At 67.0% G+C, this 21,359-nt stretch carries 16 protein-coding genes and 1 pseudogene; 4 read left to right on the plus strand and 13 right to left on the minus strand.

The window, feature by feature from the left end:
• Positions 1–11: 11 nt before the first annotated feature.
• From prmA to ABID97_RS06390, 3 genes are all read left to right on the plus strand, one after another.
• Positions 12–896: a 50S ribosomal protein L11 methyltransferase gene (gene prmA / locus ABID97_RS06380; RefSeq protein WP_354397689.1), complete on the plus strand. Its 885-nt coding sequence runs from the start codon at positions 12–14 to the stop codon at positions 894–896.
• A 73-nt stretch (positions 897–969) separates the two neighbouring features.
• Positions 970–2,274 (plus strand): zinc-ribbon and DUF3426 domain-containing protein, encoded by a 1,305-nt coding sequence (locus tag ABID97_RS06385; RefSeq protein ID WP_354397690.1) that lies wholly within the window; start codon positions 970–972, stop codon positions 2,272–2,274.
• 50 nt (positions 2,275–2,324) lie between these two features.
• Positions 2,325–3,227, plus strand: a complete 903-nt coding sequence (locus ABID97_RS06390; protein ID WP_354397691.1) for a carbohydrate kinase family protein — start codon at positions 2,325–2,327, stop codon at positions 3,225–3,227.
• Between the two features lie 80 nt (positions 3,228–3,307).
• Here ABID97_RS06390 and ABID97_RS06395 read toward each other — a convergent pair whose 3' ends face one another.
• From ABID97_RS06395 to ABID97_RS06430, 8 genes and pseudogenes are all read right to left on the minus strand, one after another.
• A complete protein-coding gene (locus ABID97_RS06395; RefSeq protein WP_354397692.1) occupies positions 3,308–3,838 on the minus strand; it encodes a histone H1-like DNA-binding protein in 531 nt (176 codons plus the stop codon).
• 196 nt (positions 3,839–4,034) lie between these two features.
• Positions 4,035–5,213: a ribonucleotide-diphosphate reductase subunit beta gene (locus ABID97_RS06400; protein ID WP_354397693.1), complete on the minus strand. Its 1,179-nt coding sequence runs from the start codon at positions 5,211–5,213 to the stop codon at positions 4,035–4,037.
• A 177-nt stretch (positions 5,214–5,390) separates the two neighbouring features.
• Positions 5,391–8,304, minus strand: a pseudogene (locus ABID97_RS06405) (ribonucleoside-diphosphate reductase subunit alpha).
• 350 nt (positions 8,305–8,654) lie between these two features.
• A complete protein-coding gene (ampD, locus tag ABID97_RS06410) occupies positions 8,655–9,272 on the minus strand; it encodes a 1,6-anhydro-N-acetylmuramyl-L-alanine amidase AmpD (protein WP_354397694.1) in 618 nt (205 codons plus the stop codon).
• Positions 9,265–10,833 (minus strand): sigma-54-dependent transcriptional regulator, encoded by a 1,569-nt coding sequence (locus ABID97_RS06415; protein WP_503012752.1) that lies wholly within the window; start codon positions 10,831–10,833, stop codon positions 9,265–9,267. The genes ampD and ABID97_RS06415 overlap by 8 nt, the downstream gene beginning before the upstream one ends.
• A 5-nt stretch (positions 10,834–10,838) precedes the next feature.
• A complete protein-coding gene (locus ABID97_RS06420) occupies positions 10,839–12,536 on the minus strand; it encodes a two-component system sensor histidine kinase NtrB (RefSeq protein WP_354397695.1) in 1,698 nt (565 codons plus the stop codon).
• Between the two features lie 17 nt (positions 12,537–12,553).
• A complete protein-coding gene (locus ABID97_RS06425; RefSeq protein WP_354397696.1) occupies positions 12,554–12,814 on the minus strand; it encodes a PP0621 family protein in 261 nt (86 codons plus the stop codon).
• Positions 12,811–13,620 carry a cytochrome C assembly family protein gene (locus ABID97_RS06430; RefSeq protein ID WP_354397697.1) on the minus strand — a complete coding sequence of 270 codons (810 nt, stop codon included), beginning with the start codon at positions 13,618–13,620 and terminating at the stop codon, positions 12,811–12,813. The genes ABID97_RS06425 and ABID97_RS06430 overlap by 4 nt, the downstream gene beginning before the upstream one ends.
• Positions 13,621–13,736: 116 nt before the next feature.
• Between ABID97_RS06430 and ffh the strand changes: the two genes are divergently transcribed.
• The gene (ffh, locus tag ABID97_RS06435) at positions 13,737–15,125 is read left to right on the plus strand and encodes a signal recognition particle protein (protein ID WP_354397698.1); all 1,389 of its coding nucleotides are present in this window, start codon (positions 13,737–13,739) and stop codon (positions 15,123–15,125) included.
• A 71-nt stretch (positions 15,126–15,196) separates the two neighbouring features.
• On the opposite strand, the gene ABID97_RS06440 is transcribed toward ffh, so the two are convergent.
• From ABID97_RS06440 to ABID97_RS06460, 5 genes are all read right to left on the minus strand, one after another.
• On the minus strand, positions 15,197–16,336 hold the full coding sequence (locus tag ABID97_RS06440; protein ID WP_354397699.1) for an AAA family ATPase: 1,140 nt from the start codon (positions 16,334–16,336) through the stop codon (positions 15,197–15,199).
• Positions 16,333–17,229 (minus strand): RNA ligase family protein, encoded by an 897-nt coding sequence (locus tag ABID97_RS06445; RefSeq protein ID WP_354397700.1) that lies wholly within the window; start codon positions 17,227–17,229, stop codon positions 16,333–16,335. Before ABID97_RS06445 ends, ABID97_RS06440 begins: the two co-directional genes overlap by 4 nt.
• A 299-nt stretch (positions 17,230–17,528) precedes the next feature.
• Positions 17,529–19,544, minus strand: a complete 2,016-nt coding sequence (mdoH, locus tag ABID97_RS06450; RefSeq protein ID WP_354397701.1) for a glucans biosynthesis glucosyltransferase MdoH — start codon at positions 19,542–19,544, stop codon at positions 17,529–17,531.
• 7 nt (positions 19,545–19,551) lie between these two features.
• Positions 19,552–19,755, minus strand: coding sequence for a hypothetical protein (locus ABID97_RS06455; RefSeq protein WP_354397702.1), 204 nt, complete (start codon positions 19,753–19,755; stop codon positions 19,552–19,554).
• 193 nt (positions 19,756–19,948) lie between these two features.
• Entirely contained in the window at positions 19,949–21,337 is a 1,389-nt protein-coding gene (locus ABID97_RS06460; RefSeq protein WP_354397703.1) for a sigma 54-interacting transcriptional regulator, read from the minus strand.
• Between the last annotated feature and the right edge of the window lie 22 nt (positions 21,338–21,359).

The following is a 21,359-nucleotide window of genomic DNA, read 5'->3' on the forward strand; positions in this document are numbered from 1 at the left end:
CGGACGCCGCCATGTTTGAACTTCGCCTGATGGCGCCGGAAGACCGGGTCGAAATGCTCGGCGACGCGCTCGACGCACTTGATGCGCTGAGCGTGTCGGTGGAAGACGCCGACGCGCAGACCGACGCCGAGCAGGCACTGTTCGGCGAGCCCGGCATGCCGCCGCCCAAGGAGGGCTGGCAGCGCTCGCGCGTGATCGCGCTGTTTGCCGACGAAGCGCTCGCCAACGAGGCGGCGTCGGTGCTTGCGCTGCAGGATTTCTTCGAAGGCTGCGAAGTGCTCGGCGTGGCGCCCGTGCCGGACCAGGACTGGGTGCGGCTCACGCAATCGCAGTTTGCGCCGGTCGAGATCACGCCCGAATTCTGGATCGTGCCCACCTGGCACGAGCCGCCCGGCGCGGCCAGGCAGGTGATCCGCCTGGATCCGGGACTGGCCTTCGGCACCGGCACGCATCCGACCACGCGCATGTGCCTGCGGTGGATCGCGAAGCAGGGCGGGTTCGGCGGCCAGCGCGTGCTCGACTACGGCTGCGGCTCCGGCATCTTGGCCATCGGCGCGGCCAAGTTCGGTGCGCCCGACATCGACGCCGTCGACATCGACGAAGCGGCCGTTTCGGCCACCCGCCTCAACGCCGAAGCCAACGGCGTGCGCCTGAATGCCGGCCTGCCCGAAGCCGCCAGGGGCCGCTACGACACGGTGCTGGCCAACATCCTGGCGACACCGCTCAAGGTGCTCGCGCCCTTGCTGCACAGCCATGTGGCACCCGGTGGATCGCTGGTTCTGGCCGGCATCCTCGAGCGCCAGGCCGACGAGTTGAAGCAGGCCTATGCGCCGTATGCGGCGCTCGAAGTCAGCGACAGCGAGGACGGCTGGATCCTGATGACGGCGCGCTGCTGAGGACGCAGTCGGCCGTTCGCGTTGCCGCGATGGCGCTCTCGCGGCGAGGGCCGGACCCTACAATCGCCCGGTCATGAGCCTCGTCACGCGCTGCCCCGCCTGCAACACCACCTTCAAGGTGGTTCGCGACCAGCTCCGCATCTCGGACGGCTGGGTGCGCTGCGGCCGTTGCAGCCACGTGTTCGACGCCACCCTCGACCTGCACGAAGCGCCCGACGCCGTTCCGGCCGCCGGCACTGCGCCGCCGCCTGCTGCCATCTCCGAGTCATCCGAACCACCCGAGCCCCCGGAAGAACCTTCGGGTGAATCCCGGCCTGCGGACGAAGATGCCGATTTGTCGGACGACGAGCCCGGACCTGGCGAAGCGCCCGCAGCTTCCGCCACGGCGCCCGGGCCGGCATCGCTGCCGGTACACGGCATCGTCGCGGACGAGCTGTGGTCGGACTTCGAGGCCAACGAGCCTGAATGGCGTCCGCCGCCGAGTTCGCTGCCGCCGTTCCCCGACATCGACCTGAACCTTGCGGCCCCGCCATCCCCCCCGCCGCCACCACCGCCGCCTTTGCCGGCCCTGCGCCTGAAGGCGCGCGAGCTTACGGCCTCCGCCAGCGACGAGAACGAGAAGCACGAGGCTGCGCAGGACCGCGACCAGGTGCAGATGCAGAAGGCGCTGCGCAGGGCGCGCATCAAGTCGGCCAAGATCGCCAGTGCCAAGGCGCGGGATGAGCGCACGGCCGCCAAGGCGTCGGCCTCTTCGATGGTGCGCGAGGCCAGCGAGCCCGATGCAACGGCCGTCGCTGTCCCCGCGCCGCACAGCGATGCCGAAGAAGATTCCGAGCGGGTTCCGCTGTTCGACAACGAAAAACCGAGCCCCGAGGGCGCAGCTTTCTGGCAGCGTCGCCCCGTGCGGCTCGGGCTTCGCGGCGTTGCGGTGCTTGCCGTCCTGCTGCTGGTCGTCCAGGTCTTGCGCCACGAGCGCGACGGCATCGTGGCCCGACAGCCGAACCTGCGGCCGGCACTTGCTTCGCTCTGCCAGCTCTCCGGCTGCGAGCTCGCGGCGCTGCGCCAGATCGGCGACATCGTGATCGAGGGCGCCGCCTTCGCACGCGAGAAGAGCGGCAACAACGACTACCGGCTCAGCTTCACCCTGCGCAACGGCGCCGCCGTTCCCCTTGCCATGCCGGCGATCGAGCTCTCGCTGCTCGATACGCAAGAGCGTGCCGTGGTGCGCCGCGTGCTGACGGCCTCCGACTATGGCGCGCCCTCGGTGCTTGCGGCACGTGCCGACCAGGCCGCGTCGTTGCCGCTGACCTTGTCCGCCACCGAGGCGGCCACGCTGCCGCCGATCGCCGGCTACCGCGTCGAGGCGTTCTATCCCTAGGCCGGGCGCGCGTTCGACTTTTTCATCCATTCCAAACTAACGGTCCACCCATGGCAGCAGTGATTTGCGGTTCCCTCGCGTTCGACACCATCATGACTTTCGAGGGCCGGTTCGCCGACCAGATTCTTCCGGACCAGCTGCACATCCTGAATGTGTCTTTCCTGGTGCCGGGCCTGCGGCGCGACTTCGGCGGCTGCGCCGGCAACATTGCCTACAGCCTCAACGCACTGGGCGGTACGGCGCTGCCGATGGCCACCCTCGGCAGCGACGGCGCCGACTACCTGGAGCGCATGCGGACGCTGGGCATCAGCACCGAGTTCGTCCGCCAGCTGGACGACACCTTCACCGCGCAGGCGATGATCATGAACGACGTTGACAACAACCAGATCACGGCGTTCCATCCCGGCGCGATGCAACAGGCGCACCTCACCAAGGTCGTGGCGCGCGAAGACATCCGCGTCGGCATCATCGCGCCCGACGGCCGCGACGCCATGCTGCAGCATGCCGAACAGTTCGCCGCCGCAGGGATCCCGTTCGTGTTCGATCCGGGCCAGGGCTTGCCGATGTTCGACGGCGACGCCCTCAAGCATTTCGTCGACCTGGCGAGCTGGGTCGTGGTCAACGACTACGAAGGAAAAATGCTTTCGCAGCGCACCGGCTGGAGCCTGGCCGAGATCTCGAAGCGCGTGCGCGGCCTGGTGGTCACGCTGGCCGCCGATGGCTGCGAGGTCTGGACCGATGGCGAGCGCGCGCATGTGCCGGGCGTGACGCCGACCGCCGTGGTCGAGCCCACCGGCTGCGGCGACGCCTGGCGCGGTGCGCTGCTGTTCGGCCTCGAGAAGGAATGGCCGCTCGCGCAATGCGCGGCGCTGGGCAACCGCATCGGTGCGCTCAAGATCGCACAGCGCGGACCGCAGAACTACCAGATCGACCGGCAGGCGCTCGGCCTCTGAGTCGCTTTGTTCAGGCGCCCATAAAAAAAGCCCGACACCGTGAGGTGCCGGGCTTTTTGCCGTCAAAGGCGCTGGGAAGCTCAGGGCTTGCTGGCCGTAGGGAACGGCCAGGCTGCCTGCGGGTTCAGCGTCGTTTGCGCAGCAGGCGCAGGCGCTGCGGCAGGAGCTGCTGCCTTGGCAGCCTTCTTTGCAGCAGGCTTCTTGGCAGCAGCGGCAGGCTTGGCAGCGGGCTTTTTCGCGGCTTTCTTGGCCGCAGCCTTTTTGGCAGGAGCCTTCTTGGCGGCAGCCTTCTTCGCAGGGGCCTTCTTGGCAGCGGCCTTCTTCGCCGGAGCCTTCTTCGCCGCCGCCTTCTTGGCAGGAGCCTTCTTCGCTGCGGCCTTCTTTGCCGGAGCCTTCTTGGCAGCGGCCTTCTTGGCGGGAGCTGCCTTCTTCGCGGCTACCTTCTTCGCAGGCGCCTTCTTGGCGGCTACCTTCTTGGCTGCGACCTTCTTGGCAGGAGCCTTCTTCGCAGCTACCTTCTTCGCCGGAGCCTTCTTAGCGGCCGCGACCTTCTTTGCCGGAGCCTTCTTTGCAGCGGCTTTCTTAGCCGGCGCTTTCTTTGCAGTTGCCATTTCTATTTCTCCTTGATCAAGTTGAAAAAATCAACCTATTGAAGCACTCCGCGCACGTTGGTAGCGCAAAGCGATTCATGGCGTTGGAATCTGAGCCCCAGCACCATGAACACCTGAGCCCTCGTCCATGCCGCGCTCTTCGGCGCGATCGGTGGCAAGGGCAATTCTTGAATTCATTAATTCTTGTCGGAAAGATTCAATCCCAGGAGAGCGCGCCACCCGACTGGTATTCGATCACGCGGGTCTCGAAGAAATTGCGCTCTTTCTTCAGGTCAATCATTTCGCTCATCCAGGGGAACGGGTTTTCCTCGTTCGGGAAGAGCGTTTCGAGGCCGATCTGCTGTGCCCGCCGATTGGCGATGTAGCGCAGGTAGCCCTTGAACATGGAGGCGTTCATGCCGAGCACGCCGCGCGGCATGGTGTCTTCGGCGTATTTGTACTCGAGCTCGACGGCCTTCATGAAGAGGGCCTTGATCTCTGCCTTGAACTCGGGGGTCCAGAGGCCGGGGTTCTCGAGCTTGAGCTGGTTGATCAGGTCGATGCCGAAATTGCAGTGCATCGACTCGTCGCGCAGGATGTACTGGTACTGCTCGGCGGCGCCGGTCATCTTGTTCTGGCGGCCGAGCGCGAGGATCTGCGTGAAGCCGACGTAGAAGAACAGGCCCTCCATCAGGCAGGCGAACACGATCAGCGACTTGAGCAGCGTCTGGTCGGTTTCGTGCGTGCCGGTCTTGAAGAGCGGGTCGCTGATGGCGTCGATGAACGGGATCAGGAACTGGTCCTTCTCGCGGATCGACGGCACTTCGTTGTAGGCGTTGAAGATCTCGCTCTCGTCCAGGCCGAGCGACTCGACGATGTACTGGTAGGCGTGCGTGTGGATCGCTTCCTCGAAGGCCTGGCGCAGCAGGAACTGGCGGCATTCGGGCGCCGTGATGTGGCGGTAGGTGCCCAGCACGATGTTGTTGGCGGCCAGCGAGTCGGCGGTCACGAAGAAGCCGAGGTTGCGCTTGACGATGCGGCGCTCGTCTTCGGTCAGGCCGTTCGGGTCCTTCCACAACGCGATGTCGCGCGTCATGTTCACTTCTTGCGGCATCCAGTGGTTGGCGCAGGTGGCCAGGTATTTTTCCCAGGCCCACTTGTACTTGAACGGCACCAGCTGGTTGACGTCGGTCTGGCCGTTGATGATGCGCTTGTCGGAAGCCTTGACGCGCTGCGCAGCGACGGGTGCTGCGGTGGGCTGCTGTGCAATCGACGAAGTCGGAGCGTCCACCGATCGGCCTGCGGTCATGCCGCTGGTCGATGCGTGGTGCTGTTGCAATCCTTGTTGCATATCCTTTGGCAAGGAGGGCTTGACTTCTTCGTCCCAGGTCAACATAGAAAAATCCAATGCTCGATTATCGGAGCAACGATGTGAGTTGCAAAGTGCTCGTTCACGTCGCGCTCCATTTATGTGGTTGTTATGTTGCTCTCATGCATCGCGCGATGTCAGTCGATGCCGTGATCGACTGAGAGTTCGCGCGTCGTGCATGCACCTCTCTACTTCACTCGCGCGTCATTGGCATGCTTCGCAGGTCGGATCGTCGACGCCGCAGAACGCGATGTCGGTCGCAGGCATCGCATTCATCTGCGCCTTCGCTGCGGCAGCCGCGGCATCAAGCGCACTCATGCCCGAGGATGCATCGCTGCCCGAAGACACGGCGTTGAGGCGGCCCGATTGCACCGTCGATTTTTCCGCGTGCGTCGCGCTCTGCGTGCGCAGGTAGTAGGTGGTTTTCAAGCCGCGCAGCCATGCGAGCTTGTAGGTGTCGTCGAGCTTCTTGCCCGATGCACCGGCCATGTAGATGTTGAGCGATTGCGCCTGGTCGATCCACTTCTGGCCGGCGCGCGGCGGCTTCGACCAGCCACGTCGTCTCGACCTCGAACGCGGTGGCGTAGAGCGCCTTCACGTCCTGCGGAACGCGATCGATCGGGCGCAGCGAACCGTCGAAGTGCTTCAGGTCCATCACCATCACGTCGTCCCACAGGCCCAGGCGCTTCAGGTCGCGCACCAGGTAGTGGTTGATCACGGTGAACTCGCCCGACAGGTTCGACTTGACCGACAGGTTGCCGAAGCAGGGCTCGATGGACGCGTCGACGCCAATGATGTTGGAGATGGTCGCGGTCGGTGCGATGGCCACGCAGTTCGAATTGCGCATGCCGTCGGCCTTGATCTTCTGGCGCAGCGCGTCCCAGTCGAGCGTGGCCGAGCGGTCCACTTCCACGTAGCCGCCGCGGGCCTTCTCAAGCAGCTCGAGCGTGTCGATCGGCAGGATGCCCTTGTCCCAGAGCGAGCCCTTGTAGCTGGAGTACTTGCCGCGTTCCTTGGCGAGCTCGGTCGAGGCCCAGTAGGCGTGGTAGCAGATGGCTTCCATCGACTCGTCGGCAAACTGCACGGCTTCCTGCGAGGCGTAGGGAATCCGCAGTTCGTACAGCGCGTCCTGGAAGCCCATCAGGCCCAGGCCGACCGGACGGTGGCGCAGGTTCGAGTCGCGCGCCTTCTTCACGGCGTAGTAGTTGATGTCGATCACGTTGTCGAGCATGCGCATCGCGGTGGCGATGGTCTTCTTGAGCTTGTCGTGGTCGACCTTGCCGTCCTTCAGGTGCTGCAGCAGGTTCACGGAACCCAGGTTGCAGACGGCGGTTTCGGTGTCGCTGGTGTTCAGCGTGATCTCGGTGCACAGGTTCGAGGAGTGCACCACGCCGGCGTGCTGTTGCGGCGAGCGCACGTTGCAGGCGTCCTTGAAGGTGATCCAGGGATGGCCGGTCTCGAACAGCATCGTGAGCATCTTGCGCCAAAGGTCCGAGGCCTGGATGGTGCGGGCGGGCTTGATCTCGCCGCGCGCGGCCTTTTCCTCGTAGGCCACGTAGGCCTTCTCGAAGTCGGCGCCGAACAGGTCGTGCAGGTCGGGCACGTTGGAGGGCGAGAACAGCGTCCAGGTGCCCTTTTCCATCACGCGGCGCATGAAGAGGTCGGGAATCCAGTTGGCCGTGTTCATGTCGTGCGTGCGGCGGCGGTCGTCGCCGGTGTTCTTGCGCAGTTCCAGGAACTCCTCGATGTCCAGGTGCCAGGTTTCCAGGTACGTGCAGACGGCGCCCTTGCGCTTGCCGCCCTGGTTCACCGCCACGGCCGTGTCGTTGACCACCTTGAGGAACGGCACCACGCCTTGCGATTCGCCGTTGGTGCCCTTGATGTGGCTGCCGAGCGCGCGCACGCGGGTCCAGTCGTTGCCCAGGCCGCCGGCGAATTTCGACAGCAGCGCGTTTTCCTTGATCGACTCGTAGATACCGTCCAGGTCGTCGGGCACGGTGGTCAGGTAGCAGCTGGACAGCTGCGAGCGCAGCGTGCCGGCGTTGAACAGCGTGGGCGTGCTCGACATGAAGTCGAACGAGGACAGCACTTCGTAGAACTCGATGGCGCGCGCTTCACGGTCGATTTCGCCCAGCGAAAGGCCCATGGCCACGCGCATGAAGAAAGCCTGCGGCAGCTCGATGCGGTTCTTGCGCACGTGCAGGAAGTAGCGGTCGTACAGCGTCTGCAGGCCGAGGTAATCGAACTGGTTGTCGCGCTCGGCCTTGAGCGCCGCGCCCAGGCGGGGCAGGTCGTACTGCAGCAGCTTCTCGTCGAGCAGTTCGTTCTCGACGCCCTTCTTGATGAACTGCGGGAAGTAGTCGGCGTAGGTCTGGGCGCGCTCGGCGGGCATCACTTCGCGGCCGATGATCTCCTTGAAGATCGTGTGCAGCAGCAGGCGGGCGGTCGCGAAGGTGTAGTCGGGGTCCTTCTCGATGAGCGTGCGCGCGGCCAGGATCGAGGCCTTGTAGACCTCGTCGAGCGGCACGCCGTCATACAGGTTGCGCATCGTCTCTGCAACGATCGGCGCGGCGGTGATGCCGTCGCCCAGGCCTTCGCAGGCCGATTCGATCAGGCCCTTGAGCTCGTTCAGGTCAAGCGCGACACGTTCGCCGCCGTCCAGCACGTGGAGCATCGGCGCGGCCGGTGCTTCCTGCGCGCCTTGCTTGGAGCGCTCCTGGGTGCGGCGCTCGCGGTAGAGCACGTAGGCGCGCGCGATCTCGTGGTGGCCGCCGCGCATCAGGCCGAGTTCGACCTGGTCCTGCACGTCTTCGATGTGGAAGGTGCCGCCGCCCGGACGCGAGCGGACCATGGCGCGGATCACGCCTTGCGTGAGGACGTCGACCGTTTCGCGCACGCTGGCCGAAGCGGCGCCCTGGGTGCCGTGCACCGCCAGGAAGGCCTTCATCATCGCAATGGCGATCTTGTTGGGTTCGAACGGAACCACGGCGCCGTTGCGGCGAATGATCTGGTAGTTCGCAAGATTCTGGGCGGTGGTGGAGCCCGCGGTATCGCGCTGTTGCGGCGGCGTGGAAGGAACGGCACGCGGGGTCGATGGGGTGTTCAGGGTTGTTTGCATTCGCTTCCTCTCGGTTGGCAATTCTTGTTGGTTGGCAGCGCCTTGGCCGGGCGTTGCGCCGGCGTTGTTGGCCGGACGGAACACACTATATCTAGGGTGCCGAGGGTCCACAAGCCACTACAGGTAGTGTTTTGCCGAAGTTTAACCCGTACGGGTATTTCTCTACGGAACGCACACGGCCCATCGGTGCCGCGTGGACAGTGGACCATGGTCTCGCAGCCCGCGCGGGACGTGGCTTGCCGGCCGATTTGGGCCTGCAAGGCGCATGGTTGCTGCGCTTCGCACGCGCAATGCGGCGCGCGATGGACCGCGAACGCAGCGCATCGCGGCGCGGTGTCCGATAAAAAAAATTAGCGCGGAATCGCCTGAGCCGGGAACATTCGCGCGTCCCAGCCGAGCTGGGCGCGCAGCAACGGCCAATCGAAGCCGGCACCCGGGTCCTGCTTTCGGCCCGGCGCGATGTGTTCATGGCCGGCGATGTGCTCGATGGCGTAGTGCTGCGCGATCGCGGCCGCGAGGCTCGCCAGCGTTTCGTATTGCGCTTCTTCGAAACGCTCGCCTTCCAGGCCCTCGAGTTCGATGCCGATCGAATCGTCGTTGCAGTTCTCGCGGCCACGCCACGCGGACACGCCGGCGTGCCAGGCGCGGTCGTCGCAGCTCACGAACTGCCAGAGCTCGCCGCTGCGCCGCACATAGAAGTGCGAGGAAACTTCGAGGCCTCGAATGGATTGGAAATAAGGATGCGCGTCCCAGTCGAGCTGGTTGGCGAAGAGCTGCTGCACGGCATCGCCGCCGTATTCGCCCGGCGGCAGGCTGATCGAATGCAGCACGATCAGGTCGGTCTGTGCGCCCGCGGGCCGGGGACCGAAATTGGGCGAGCGCAGCGCCTTGGCGAAACGGTACCAGCCGGCTTGCCAGAGGCCGTCGTCGTTGCTGCCGCCTGCTGCCATGGCCGCTGCGTCAGTCATCGGCCGGGCTGGCGGCGCCTTCGTCGCCGTTGGGCGTGGTGATGCCCAGCCGCGCAATGCGGTAGCGGATCTGGCGCAGGCTCATGCCGAGCCGCGCGGCGGCCGCGGTGCGGTTGAAGCCGCTTTCGCGCAGTGCGCGCACGAGGATTTCGCGCTCCTGCTGGTCCAGGTAGGCCTGCAGGTCGGAGGGAAGGGCGGCCGGCTTGGCGTCGGCCACCGCGGTTGCGGACGGTGCGGGCGCGGCAGGCGATTCACCGTCGGCCACCGAAGAAGACAGGGGCGAAGGCGCGGTGGCCGCAGCGGCCGCATCTGGCGGCGCCGCCCCAGGCCGTCCGCCCGCCGTGAGGTCGAGGTGAAGCTCGTCGCCGTCGTTGAGCGCCACGGCGCGATGCAGCAGGTTCTCGAGTTCCCGCACGTTGCCGTCGAGCGGATGCTGGGCGAGGCGACGCAGCAGTTCGACGGAAAGATGCGGCACCGGCAAGCCGCCATCCTGCGCGATGCGCGCGAGCAGCGCGGCGCAAAGCGCGGGCAGGTCTTCGCGCCGGTCGCGCAGCGCGGGCACCGCAATCTCGATCACGTTGAGCCGGTAGAACAGGTCCTGCCGGAAACGGCCGGCCTGCACTTCGGCGTGCAGGTCCTTGTGCGTGGCGCTCACGACGCGCACGTCCACGGCGTCTTCCTGGGTTGAGCCGATCGAGCGCACGCTGCGCTCCTGGATGGCGCGCAGCAGCTTGGACTGCATGGCCAGCGGGAGGTCGCCGATCTCGTCGAGAAACAGCGTGCCGCCGCGCGCAGCCTGGAAGTAGCCGTCGCGGTCTTGCGACGAGCCGGTGTAGGAGCCCTTGCGGGCGCCGAAGAATTCGGCCTCGAGCAGGTTCTCGGGAATCGCGCCGCAGTTGACCGCGACAAAGGGGCCTTCGCTGCGCTGGCTGCAGGCGTGAACCGCGCGCGCCACCAGTTCCTTGCCGGTGCCCGATTCGCCGCGCACCAGCACCGGCGCCATGCCGCGCGCCACCTTGGCGATGCGCGACTTGACGAGCCGCATGGGTTCCGAGTCGCCCACCAGCCGCTGGAGCGCCGTGATGCCACTGGCGGGAACGGCGAGCGCATCGGCGCGGGGTTCGCCCGGCTCGGCGGCCGCCGCACGCACCGCCCTGGCGGGCGGCGCCTGCCGGGCCTGCACGGCGGAAGCGACCACCGCGCGGAATTGCTTCAGGTCGACGGGCTTGGTGAGGTAGTCGAAGGCGCCGGCCTTCAGTGCCTCGACCGCGTTCTCGGCCGAGCCGTAGGCCGTCATCACGACGCAGCGCTCGCTGCGCTGGTTCTTCTGGATGCGGTGGATGATTTCCATGCCTTGTCCGTCGGGCAGCCGCATGTCGGTGATCACCGCATCGAACTGCCCGGCCTCAAGGTGCTGCCAGGCTTCGGAGACGCTCCCGGCGGCCTCGACGCGATAGCCCTCGCGCAGCAACGTCAGTTCGTACAGCGTGCGCAGGTCGGGTTCGTCGTCGATGACCAGGATGTTGGCCGGACGCTGCAGGGAAGGAGGAGGAGTGCTCACGGGCGCTATTGTGTCAGCCGGTTTTCGCTGGGTGCAAAGCTGACGAAGAATTCGTTGCCCTCGGGGCCGCCCGCGACGAGCGCGCGCCGTTCGTAGCCGATGGTGGCGCCATGGCGCCGGCACAGCTCCCGGCAGAGAAAGAGCCCGAGCCCGCTGGAGCGGCTCTCGGAAGAGAAGAAGGGCTCGAACAGGTGGCGCTGCACGGCGGGCTCCAGCGGCGCGCCGTCGCTCCACACCTGCAGGCTGGGCCGGCTGGAACCGCCGCGCTGCGTGGTGGTGACGACCTGGATCGACCCTTCCCGGCTGCTGGCATAGCGCGCCGCGTTGTCCAGCAGGTTCACCAGCAGGCGACGCAGGTGCTCGACGTCGTAGCGCACCTCGCTGTCGGGCGCATCGAGCGTGATCAGCACCCCTTTGCGCTGCGTGTGGCGAACCCATTCCTCGGCCAGCGCGCGCACCGCGGGATCGAGCGCCACCTGTTCGCCGAGCGAGAGCACGCGCTGCTGGCGCGCGCGCGAAACATCGAGCACGTCGTCCACGATGCGGGCAAGCCGCTGCGCGTTGTGCTGGACCATGCTGGTCAGCTTGCGGTGCGCCGGGTCGGTGAGGTCTTCGTTGAGCAGGGCGCTGGCTTGGGTGATGGCGGCCAGCGGATTGCGGATCTCATGCGCCACCGCGGCCGACATGCGGCCCATGGCGGCCAGCTTCTCGGTGCGGATGCGGGCCTCGAGTTCGCGCAGGTCCTGCAGGAACATCACGCACAGGCTGCCGACGCGCTGGTCGCTGGTGGGCGTGAGCCGCGTGCGCACCCGCACTTCGCGCGCCGCACCGCGCGCCTGGGCCACGGGAATTTCTTCGCTCTGCGGTGCGCGGCGTGCGAAGGTCTGGCGCGCCAAGGCCGCCAGCGCATGCCAGGCCGGCTGCGCATGCAGCGCAAAAGGCAGCGCGAGCCGGGCCAATCCCTGTCCGAGGATGGCGTCCGCCGCCGGGTTGGCCGCGTGCACCATGCCTTCGGCGTCGATCACCAGCACGCCTTCGCTCAGCGTCTCGATCACCAGGTCGTTGACCTGCGCCTGCATCTGCGCGCTGCTGCGGTTGCGCAGGGCGGTTTCTTCCTCGCGCGCGAGCCGGCGCGCGAGTTCGTGCGCCAGCAGGGCCACCACGAAGAGCCCCGTGCCGGTGAGCGCCGCCTGCACGAAGCGGGTGGAGGAATCGCCGGGCTGCTGCAGCCAGTGCCAGCCCGCGTCGGCCAGCAGCAGCAGGGTGACGGTGGCCGTGGTGCCCAGGCCCACCGTCACGGTGCCGAGCACCGCGCTCATGAGCACCGGCAACGCGAACAGCGGCGTGTAGTTGATGTTGCCGCCCTGGAGCACCTGGAGGGCGGTGAAGGTGCCCAGGTCGATGCCGATGGTGAGGAACCACAGCGCCGCGAAGCCCCGGATCGGGGGCGTGAAATGCGCGTAGCGGGCGCCCAGCCAGGTCGTGACCAGGTAGCCGGCCGACAGCGCAATGGCCAGCGGATGCATCGTCTGGCCGAGCGCCAGGGCCACGCCTTGCAGCAGCACCAGCACCAGCGCGACGAAGCAGCGTGCCGCCATGAAGCCGCGCCACAAACGCAGCAGCGCGGCGCTCTCGCTGCGGCCCGGTTCGAGCAGGTCCCAGTCGGTGGCGGCCTCGCCTCGCTGCCAGAGGGAAGAACTCATGGAGGCGCTGCGTCCGTTCAGCCGCGCTCGGCAGCCTGGCGGTGCGCGGCACTGCAGTAGACCGCGTCGCCCGGCCCCCCGATCGCATCGCCCGCGGGCAGGTGCAAGCCGCAATGCGCACAGCGCAGCATGGCCTGCGGGGCGCCGGGTGGAGGCGGCGGGCGCTGGGCGCGTGCCGCCGCCTGCTCGCGCTGGGCGTCGCGCATTTCTTCACGGCGGTTCTTGCGCCAGAGCCAGATGGCCACCCACAGCACTGCGAGAACGAGCAGGTATTTCATGATGCGCCGCGCGCCAGGACCACTTCGAGCACGAAGCGCGAGCCCACGTACGCCAGCAGCAGCAGGACGGAGCCGGCGTACAGCACGCGCCGCGCCGTGCGGCCGCGCCAGCCGAAGCGCACGCGGCCGATCAGCAGGACGGCAAAACTCATCCAGGCGAGCACCGAGAACACGGTCTTGTGGTCCCACTTCCAGCCGCGGAACGACGCGCCATAGAGTGTTTCGCTGAACAGCAGGCCGGCCAGCAGCGTGGCCGAGAGCAGCACGAAGCCCGCCATCACGAACCGGAAGGTGAGCCGTTCGAGCGTGAGCAGCGGCAGGCCGGCCTGCGGCTCGGTGGCCAGGCGGATCTGCTTTTCGGCCCGCGTGATGAGCCAGGCATGGACCACCGCCGCGCCGAACAAGCCGTAAGACGCTATGCCCAGCGCCAGGTGCAGCGGCAGCCAGGGCGATGCCGAGACGTGCAGCGGCGTACCGGGAAACAGCACCCCGAGCAACACGGCCGCCGCGCCGAGCCAGGCCAGCGCACGGCGCACCTTCATTTGCGGATACATGCTGCTTTCGACCGCGTAGACGGTGAGCACCAGCCACGCGGTGACGGAGAGCGCGGGCGCAAAGCCGAAGTGCGGCTGGCTGCCGACCAGGCCGTGGCCCAGCACCGCGGCATGCAGCAGCCATGCCAGGCCGAGGGCCCATTGGGTGGTTTTTCGGCTCAGCCGGGCACCCGCGGCAGCGGCAAATCCGTAGGCAGCCGCGGTGGCGATGCCCAGCGCCACCGCGAGTGGAGAGGGGATCGCTAAAATCATCGGTAGAGTTTATCTCCCCCAGCCGTGCGCACTTTCCCCGTGGCGCAGCAAGCGGCCGATCTCCGGTTTCCGACTTTCCAATGACCCGCCGCGGCGGGCAGCAAGGCATCTCCTTCATGGCCACCGCCCTCACAGAAAAGTTTTCCCGCCTCGTCAAGACGATGAGCGGCCAGGCCCGCATCACCGAAAGCAACGTGCAGGACATGCTGCGCGAAGTGCGCATGGCGCTGCTCGAGGCCGACGTGGCGCTGCCCGTGGTGCGCGACTTCGTGGCGCGCGTGAAGGAAAAGTCGCTCGGCCAGGAAGTGCTGGGCTCGCTCAAGCCGGGCCAGGCGCTGGTCGGCATCGTGAACCGCGAGCTTGCCGCCACCATGGGCGAGGGCGTGTCGGACATCAATCTTGCGGCCCAGCCGCCCGCGGTGATCCTGATGGCCGGCCTGCAGGGCGCCGGCAAGACCACCACCACCGCCAAGCTGGCCAAGCACCTGATCGAGAAGCGCAAGAAGAAGGTGCTCACCGTGTCGGGCGACGTCTACCGCCCCGCCGCGATCGAGCAGCTCAAGATGGTCACCAGGCAGGCCGGTGCCGAATGGTTCCCCAGCACGCCGGACCAGAAGCCGCTCGACATCGCACGCGCGGCGCTCGACCATGCCAAGCGTCATTTCTTCGACGTGCTGCTGGTCGACACGGCAGGCCGCCTGGCCATCGACGAAGTGTTGATGACCGAGATCAAGCAGTTGCACGGCGCACTCGACCCAGTCGAGACGCTGTTCGTGGTCGACGCGATGCAGGGCCAGGACGCGATCAACACCGCCAAGGCCTTCAAGGATGCGCTGCCGCTCACCGGCATCATCCTGACCAAGACCGACGGCGATTCGCGCGGCGGCGCGGCACTGTCGGTGCGGCAGGTCACGGGCGTGCCGATCAAGTTTGCCGGCACCAGCGAGAAGATCGACGGCCTCGAGGTGTTCGACGCCGAGCGCCACGCGGGCCGCATCCTCGGGATGGGCGACATCGTTGCGCTGGTCGAGCAGGTCACGGCCGGCGTCAACGTGGCGGCGGCGCAGAAGCTCGCGGCCAAGGTCAAGAGCGGTGCGGGCTTCGACCTGAACGACTTCCTTGGCCAGCTGCAGCAGATGAAGCAGATGGGCGGCCTGTCCAGCCTCATGGACAAGCTGCCGCAGCAGATGGCCGCCAAGGCCACCGAGGCCGACATGACCCGCGCCGAGCGCGACATCCGCCGCAAGGAAGGCATCATCCAGAGCATGACCCCGCTGGAGCGCCGCAAGCCCGAACTGCTCAAGGCCACGCGCAAGCGCCGCATCGCGGCCGGTGCCGGCGTGCAGGTTCAGGAGGTGAACCGCCTGCTCAACGAGTTCGAGCAGATGCAGGGCATGATGAAGAAGATGAAGGGCGGCGGCCTCATGAAGATGATGAAGAAAATGGGCGGCATGAAGGGGATGGGCGGCATGGGTGGGCCTGGCGGGCCGAAGCTGCCGTTCTGATCGCGCACACACATATATATAGTTGGAAGGACAGAAGCCCGCCGGGGTACGCCCGGCGGGCTTCGTCGCTTTCAGGTCTGCACTTCGTAGACCGTATCGTGCGCCTCGCTCGGCGGCGGCAGTTCCCAGCGGTGCAGCATCCGTTCGATGCCCGCGTTCGACAGCGTGGTGTCGCGCCCGCGATTGCGGCGCATCAGCTCGGCATGCGGCACTTCCAGGTACACCAGTTCGATCTGCGCGTGGTAGTTCCACAGCAGGTCGAGGGTCTTGGCTCGCATCTGCTGGCTCAGGTGCGTGGCGTTCCATACGAAGCGCTCCTGCTTGCGCAGCAGCGCCTTCGCCAGGTCGACCGCATGGTGCGCGGCAAGCCCGTCGTTCTCGCCGTGCTTCAACCCGAGTTCGGCGCGCGCATCGTCGAACGACACGATCGGCCAGCCCTTCCGGTGCTGCGCCACCCAATGGTTCTTGCCGCTGGCCGGCAACCCGCACATCACCGTCACCTCTGAACCCGGGGTCTGGAACAGCGGGTAATCGGGGCTGGTGTCGGCGCCGCGGAAGTAGGCGAGGCGCGTGTGCGCGTCGGCCATCGGGCGCGGACCTTCCCAGCAGCCTTCTTCCCGCGCGAGTTCCTCGAAGATTGCAATGTCGGCCATGCTGTCGGCACGCTTTTCATAGTGCCGCCCGAGCATGTCGCAGCGCGCGACGCAGCACAGGTCGGGCAGGCTCAGTTCCCATGAGAGCTTGTGCACCAGCCACTCGGGCCGCACGCCCTTGCGCGAGGCAAAGGCATGGAATGGAAACTGGTGCACCGCAATGATCCGGCACACGGCTTCGCGCAGCGCGAACGGCACGCGGGCCTTCCACATCAGCACGCGCACGTCGACCGCGCCGCGGCGCGAGTGGCCGGGTTGCCCGATGCGTCCACTCGCGGCATCGATCACCGTGGTGTCTGGCTTGGCGATGTCGTGCAGCAGGCAGGCCATGAAGAGCACGAAACGGCCGCCGGCACCGGCGCACTGGTAGTGCGCATCCTGCATCAGCGCGTCGAGCACCATGCGCGTGTGGATGCCGACGTTGCCCTCGGCGTGGTAGTACGGGTCTTGCGGCGTCTCTTCGAGACGCAGCAGCTCCGGCAGCAGTTCGCAGCATTGCGGCCAATCGGCCCCCGCGCCCGGCGCTGGCACCAGGGCGCGCAGATCGTCGAAGGTCATCGCGTTTTCCCCTTGTCCGCAAGCTCGGCCGGGGAGTGCAGGGTGCGCAGTCCCAGGTCGTGCCATGTTGCCGTGGGCGTGGGTGCGTAGAGGTCCACGCCAGGCGCCAGCTGGTTGGGCAGCACCGGCCGCCGGCTGTGGTGCGAGCCCGAGTCGAGGATGGTCTGGACGAAATCCGGACGCACCCATTTGTAGCGGCCCGTCACCTGGCCGTCCGACTCGGTCTTGAGGTACAGGCCCTCGGCAAGATCGGACAGATCGGTCTGCTGCCGCACGAGCTCGAGCGGCTGGCCCTCCTGCGTCACGGCTTGTTCGAAAGCCTCTTTCCAGCCTGCACTGCGCGCGAGCGATGGTTGCACCAGCGAGCGCAATGCTTTCGCGTGGTGCGGCATCTCGCCGTCATAGAGCACCGGCACCGAAATGACCGGGCTGCCATCGAGCAGTGCATGCCGCGCCGGCGTCGACAGGAAGCACTGCGCCCTCCGGTCGTAGAGATCGAACTCCAGGAAAAACGCCGGCAGCCGGTCGTACCAGCAGCTGTGCTTGGCAAAGCACCACTCGCCGTACATCACGTAGCGGTCTTCGAGCCGCTCCAGCAAAGCAGCCTCGTGCGCGGCGGCCCAGTGCTTGAACAGGTTGAACTGGCGCTCGCCGGCGCCACCCGCGAGGTAGTGGCCACGCGACTGCAACAGCAGTTCACCTGCCGAGGTGAACGACACGGCCGCGTTGGCGCCATCGAGTTTTTCCTCGATGACCACATCGAGGCCGAGCAGCGCGGACAACCGCGTCTGGCCATCGTCGGTGTCGCCCGCCTGAAGGCGCGATCCTTCCAGGTGCGCAGTACGTGGGTACTTGAGCAGCGGAATCGATGAAAGGGAAGAGAGAGGGAACACGTTGTTCTCCAGATGCAAATCAGGAAGAACCGACAACGTGCGGGAGCGAAGCTGGGAAGAGGATCGACTTCGGCGGCGGTAGGCCGTGCCTGGTCAGCGGAATGCGCAGCTTGGCGCCCGACATGGCCAGTGAAGTGGTGTTGTCGGCGTCAGTGAGTGGTGACGGCGAATCGGGGCACTTGGCGCTCCAGGGGATCGGAGGATCCGTGGGTTGGAAAAGGAAGGCGCGATTCTAGCCATGCGCCATGAAAAAAGCCGGCCCTGGGGCCGGCTTTTCGAGAGGCTGTGTCTTCAGTGCATCAGGCCGTGGCCAGCGCCGCGGGGCGCGCAAGGCGCAGCGCATGCATCCAGGCGCGGCGCAGCACGGCCGGCGAGCGCGATTCCTCGGGAATCAGCAGGTAGCCGCGGTCGCGCAGCGACGTGCCCAGCGCGATCTGGCTGGTCAGCACCGTGAGCGGGATGGCCAGCAGCAGCGGCAGGCCGACGGGCATGAGCCAGATCAGCGCGCTCGGGTCGATCATTGCAACACCCACGGCCAGCGCGCCGACCACGATGCTCATCGGAGCGAGCTGCGACACCGCGATCTTCCAGGGCACGGCGGCGGCTTCGCGCGGAGGCGACTTCCAGTCGAGCTTGATGCCGGTGAGGGCGACCAGCACGAACAGCGAGTGGGCCAGCATGCGAACCGGTGCCTGCACGATGGCCAGGACGCTTTCGAGCATCGAGCTCTTCACGAGGCCCCACAGACCGCCGTACTGGCGCTGCTCGCCGCGCATGAGCACGGCGGCGATGCCGAGCACGCGGGGCAGGAACAGCAGGCACAGGGTCCAGACCCACAGGCCGGCCAGTTCCGCCGGCAGCACGCTCCAGCTGGAGATCAGGCTCGAGCCGCTCAGCCACAGTGCGGTGCCGAGTGTCAGGAACGCGAGCCACAGCGGTGCCGAGACATAGGCCATCGTGCCGGTCACGAACATCGCGCGGTGCACCGGGTGGATGCCGGGCTCGGCCATCAGGCGGGCGTTCTGCAGGTTGCCCTGGCACCAGCGGCGGTCGCGCTGCAGTTCGGCCAGCAGGTCCGGCGGTTGCTGTTCGTAGCTGCCGACCAGGTCGGCGCAGAGCCACACGTTGTAGCCGGCGCGGCGCATCAGCGCGGCTTCGACGAAGTCGTGCGACATGATGCCGCCGGACATGCCGCCGGTGCCCTCGATGGGGGCCAGCGCGCAATGCTTCATGAAGGGCTCGACGCGGATGATCGCGTTGTGGCCCCAGTAGTGCGATTCGCCCAGTTGCCAGAACTGCATGCCCAGCGTGAACAGGCGGCCCGTCACGCGGGAGGCGAATTGCTGGGCGCGGGCATGCAGCGTCACGTGGCCGATGGCCTGCGTGGCGGTCTGGATGATGCCGGCGGTCGGGTTGGCTTCCATCAGCTTGACCATCGAGGTCAGACAGTCGCCGCTCATCACGGAGTCGGCATCGAGCACGACCATGTAGCGGTAGTCCTTGCCCCAGCGGCGGCAGAAGTCGGCCACGTTGCCGGCCTTGCGATGCGTGCGGCGGGTGCGAAGGCGGTAATACACCTCGACCTGCGGCTGGTTCGGGCTCTCGGCCAGCGCGGCGCGAAGGTCTTCCCAGGCGGCGCGCTCGGCGGCGGCGGTTTCGGGCGTGTAGCTGTCGGACAGCACGAACACGTCGAACTGCTTCGCGTGGCCCGTGGCCGCAACCGATTCGCAGGTGGCGCGCAGGCCGGCGAACACCGTCGCAACGTCTTCGTTGCAGATCGGCATGATGATCGCGGTGCGTGCCTCGGGGTTCATCGCGTGGTGGGCCACCTGCTTGACCGAGAGCGCGTGCTTGTCACCGCGCACCGAGACGTAGAAACCCATCAGTGCGGTCACGAAGCCGGTGACGACCCAGCCCGAGAGCAGGCCGTACAGGCCGATCTGGCCGTATTCGAGCCAGACGTTGTCGTAGTCGGGTTGCACGCCGGCAAACAGCGTGGACGCGATCACGGTGCTCAGCAGCGTGAGCGCCATGAAGGCGAAGCGGCGCTGCGCCGCGGCACGCTGCCAGGGCTGCTTGACCTGTGCGCCGGCTTCGGCGGTTTCGGCTTCCGGCTTGCCGCCGGCACCGAGCTTGACCAGGAGGGCGGTGCCCAGGCTGTTCCAGAAGCCGCGCCAGGGGCGGGGCGCCATGGAACCGCGGTTGACCGGAGGAGCGGTCACGGCGTTGGGGTGGCGTTCTTCGCGCACCGGGCTGCGGTGCGAAAAGTCGGCTTCGGTCAGCACGTTCAGTTGGGAGAAGTCGTTCGGCTTCATGTGTGATTTACCAACGTTGCTTGTCGAGGGAAGGGGTGTCGCCAATGGCAGGAAAGCGCTTGATGACGCAATCCGGTTCGGCGCCGCCTGCGCTTGCGAGCGCGGCCGGCGAATGACCCGCGGAACGGGGCCGCGAGAGGGAAAACTGCTTTTGACGCAGGCCGTCGCGCTGCGGGCGCAGTGCGAAAGATGGGCTGGTGAGTGCTGTCATGCCAGTACAGGGGCAAACCCTGTGCCAGCCTGGAAAAACGCTTTCAGATCAATGACTTGCGTCGACCTGGATGCAGTTTTGGGGGAGGAGGCCGGTTGGCGGGCCCTGAAACCCCCGTTTTTGTCGCCGAATCCCGACAAGCCCAAGAGGCTGGTGGAAAATACCGTTATGAATCAACGGTTTAGGGGCGTCGCTACTCGGCGACAGGCTCGTTGCCGGGAGCGACAGCGTCGGCCTTGAAGTGCCCCGGCGTGAGTTCGTGCTTTTGCAGCAGGCGATAGAACTCGGTGCGGTTGCGGTCCGCCAGCCGCGCGGCATCGGCCACGTTGCCATCGGTCAGCTTGAGCAGGCCCACGAGGTAGTCGCGCTCGAAGCGCTGCTTGGCCTCGGCATAGGTCTGGACCTCGACCGTCGGCACCCGCAGCGCCCGCTGCACGAGCGCGAGCGGGATCAAGGGCGAGCTCGACAGGGCGCAAACCTGTTCCACCACGTTGTAGAGCTGGCGCACGTTGCCGGGCCAGGCGGCGGTCGCCAGCGCCTTGAGCGCCTCGGGCGCGAAGCCGGAGAGCCGCTTGCCGTATTTGGTCGACAGCTTCTGCAGGAAGTGATTGGCCAGGAGCGGAATGTCTTCGCGCCGGGCCGACAGCGGTGGCAGCGTGAGCGTCACCACGTTGAGCCGGTAATACAGGTCTTCGCGGAACTGGCCCGCCGCCATCGCCGCGTCCAGGTCGCGATGGGTGGCCGAGATGATGCGCACGTCGACCTCGATCGACTGGCTGGCGCCCAGCGGGCGCACCGCGCGTTCCTGCAGCACGCGCAGCAGCTTGACCTGCAGCGCGGGCGGCATGTCCCCGATTTCGTCCAGCAGCAGGGTGCCGCCGTCGGCCTGTTGGAACAGGCCCTTGTGATTGGCGTGCGCGTCGGTGAAGGCGCCCTTCATGTGGCCGAACAATTCCGATTCGAGCAGCGCCTCGGGAATGGCGCCGCAATTGACCGCCACGAAGGGCTTGTCGGCGCGCGCGCTGGCCTTGTGGATGGCACGCGCCAGCAGTTCCTTGCCCGCGCCGCTGTCGCCGCGCAGCAGCACCGAGGCGTCCGACTTGGCGACCATGCGCGCTTCGGCCAGCAGTTCGGACATGCGGTTGCTGCGGCTCACGATTTCGGAGCGCCAGCTTTCGTCGCCGCCCCTCGCGGGCGTGCTGGCCGGCGCGCCGAGCGCCAGCGCCTGGGCGATCTTGTCCAGCAGTTCGCGGCCGTCGTAGGGCTTGGTGAGATAGGTGAACACGCCGCGAGCGGTGGCTTCCACCGCGTCGGGAATGGTGCCGTGCGCGGTGAGCAGGATGACCGGCAGCGACGGATGCCGCTTGCGGATCTCGTCGAACAGCTGGAGCCCGTCGCGCCCGGGCAGCCGCACGTCGCTGAGCACCAGCTGCGGATGCTCGATCTCGAGCTGCGTGAGCGCGGTTTCCGCCGAGGTCACGGCCGTGACCTGGTAGCCGGCCGACATCAGCCGCATCGAGAGCAGCCGCAGCATGTCCGGGTCGTCGTCGACCACCAGCAGGCGTGCGCCGGGGCTGCTCATCGAAGGGGTCCCTTCCCGGGTT

It is taken from the genome of Variovorax sp. OAS795, from assembly GCF_040546685.1.
Lineage (GTDB): Bacteria > Pseudomonadota > Gammaproteobacteria > Burkholderiales > Burkholderiaceae_C > Variovorax.

What these genes read in the sequence shown, in the direction of transcription:
- ABID97_RS06440 (WP_354397699.1), bottom strand. Translation starts at nt 16,336, where the DNA reads ATGACCTTCGACGATCTGCGCGCCCTGGTGCCAGCGCCGGGCGCGGGG.
- ABID97_RS06460 (WP_354397703.1), bottom strand. Translation starts at nt 21,337, where the DNA reads ATGAGCAGCCCCGGCGCACGCCTGCTGGTGGTCGACGACGACCCGGAC.
- ampD (WP_354397694.1), bottom strand. Translation starts at nt 9,272, where the DNA reads ATGACTGACGCAGCGGCCATGGCAGCAGGCGGCAGCAACGACGACGGC.
- prmA (WP_354397689.1), top strand. Translation starts at nt 12, where the DNA reads ATGTTTGAACTTCGCCTGATGGCGCCGGAAGACCGGGTCGAAATGCTC.
- ABID97_RS06395 (WP_354397692.1), bottom strand. Translation starts at nt 3,838, where the DNA reads ATGGCAACTGCAAAGAAAGCGCCGGCTAAGAAAGCCGCTGCAAAGAAG.
- mdoH (WP_354397701.1), bottom strand. Translation starts at nt 19,544, where the DNA reads ATGAAGCCGAACGACTTCTCCCAACTGAACGTGCTGACCGAAGCCGAC.
- ABID97_RS06385 (WP_354397690.1), top strand. Translation starts at nt 970, where the DNA reads ATGAGCCTCGTCACGCGCTGCCCCGCCTGCAACACCACCTTCAAGGTG.
- ABID97_RS06420 (WP_354397695.1), bottom strand. Translation starts at nt 12,536, where the DNA reads ATGAGTTCTTCCCTCTGGCAGCGAGGCGAGGCCGCCACCGACTGGGAC.
- ABID97_RS06455 (WP_354397702.1), bottom strand. Translation starts at nt 19,755, where the DNA reads ATGACAGCACTCACCAGCCCATCTTTCGCACTGCGCCCGCAGCGCGAC.
- ABID97_RS06425 (WP_354397696.1), bottom strand. Translation starts at nt 12,814, where the DNA reads ATGAAATACCTGCTCGTTCTCGCAGTGCTGTGGGTGGCCATCTGGCTC.
- ABID97_RS06400 (WP_354397693.1), bottom strand. Translation starts at nt 5,213, where the DNA reads ATGTTGACCTGGGACGAAGAAGTCAAGCCCTCCTTGCCAAAGGATATG.
- ABID97_RS06390 (WP_354397691.1), top strand. Translation starts at nt 2,325, where the DNA reads ATGGCAGCAGTGATTTGCGGTTCCCTCGCGTTCGACACCATCATGACT.
- ABID97_RS06430 (WP_354397697.1), bottom strand. Translation starts at nt 13,620, where the DNA reads ATGATTTTAGCGATCCCCTCTCCACTCGCGGTGGCGCTGGGCATCGCC.
- ffh (WP_354397698.1), top strand. Translation starts at nt 13,737, where the DNA reads ATGGCCACCGCCCTCACAGAAAAGTTTTCCCGCCTCGTCAAGACGATG.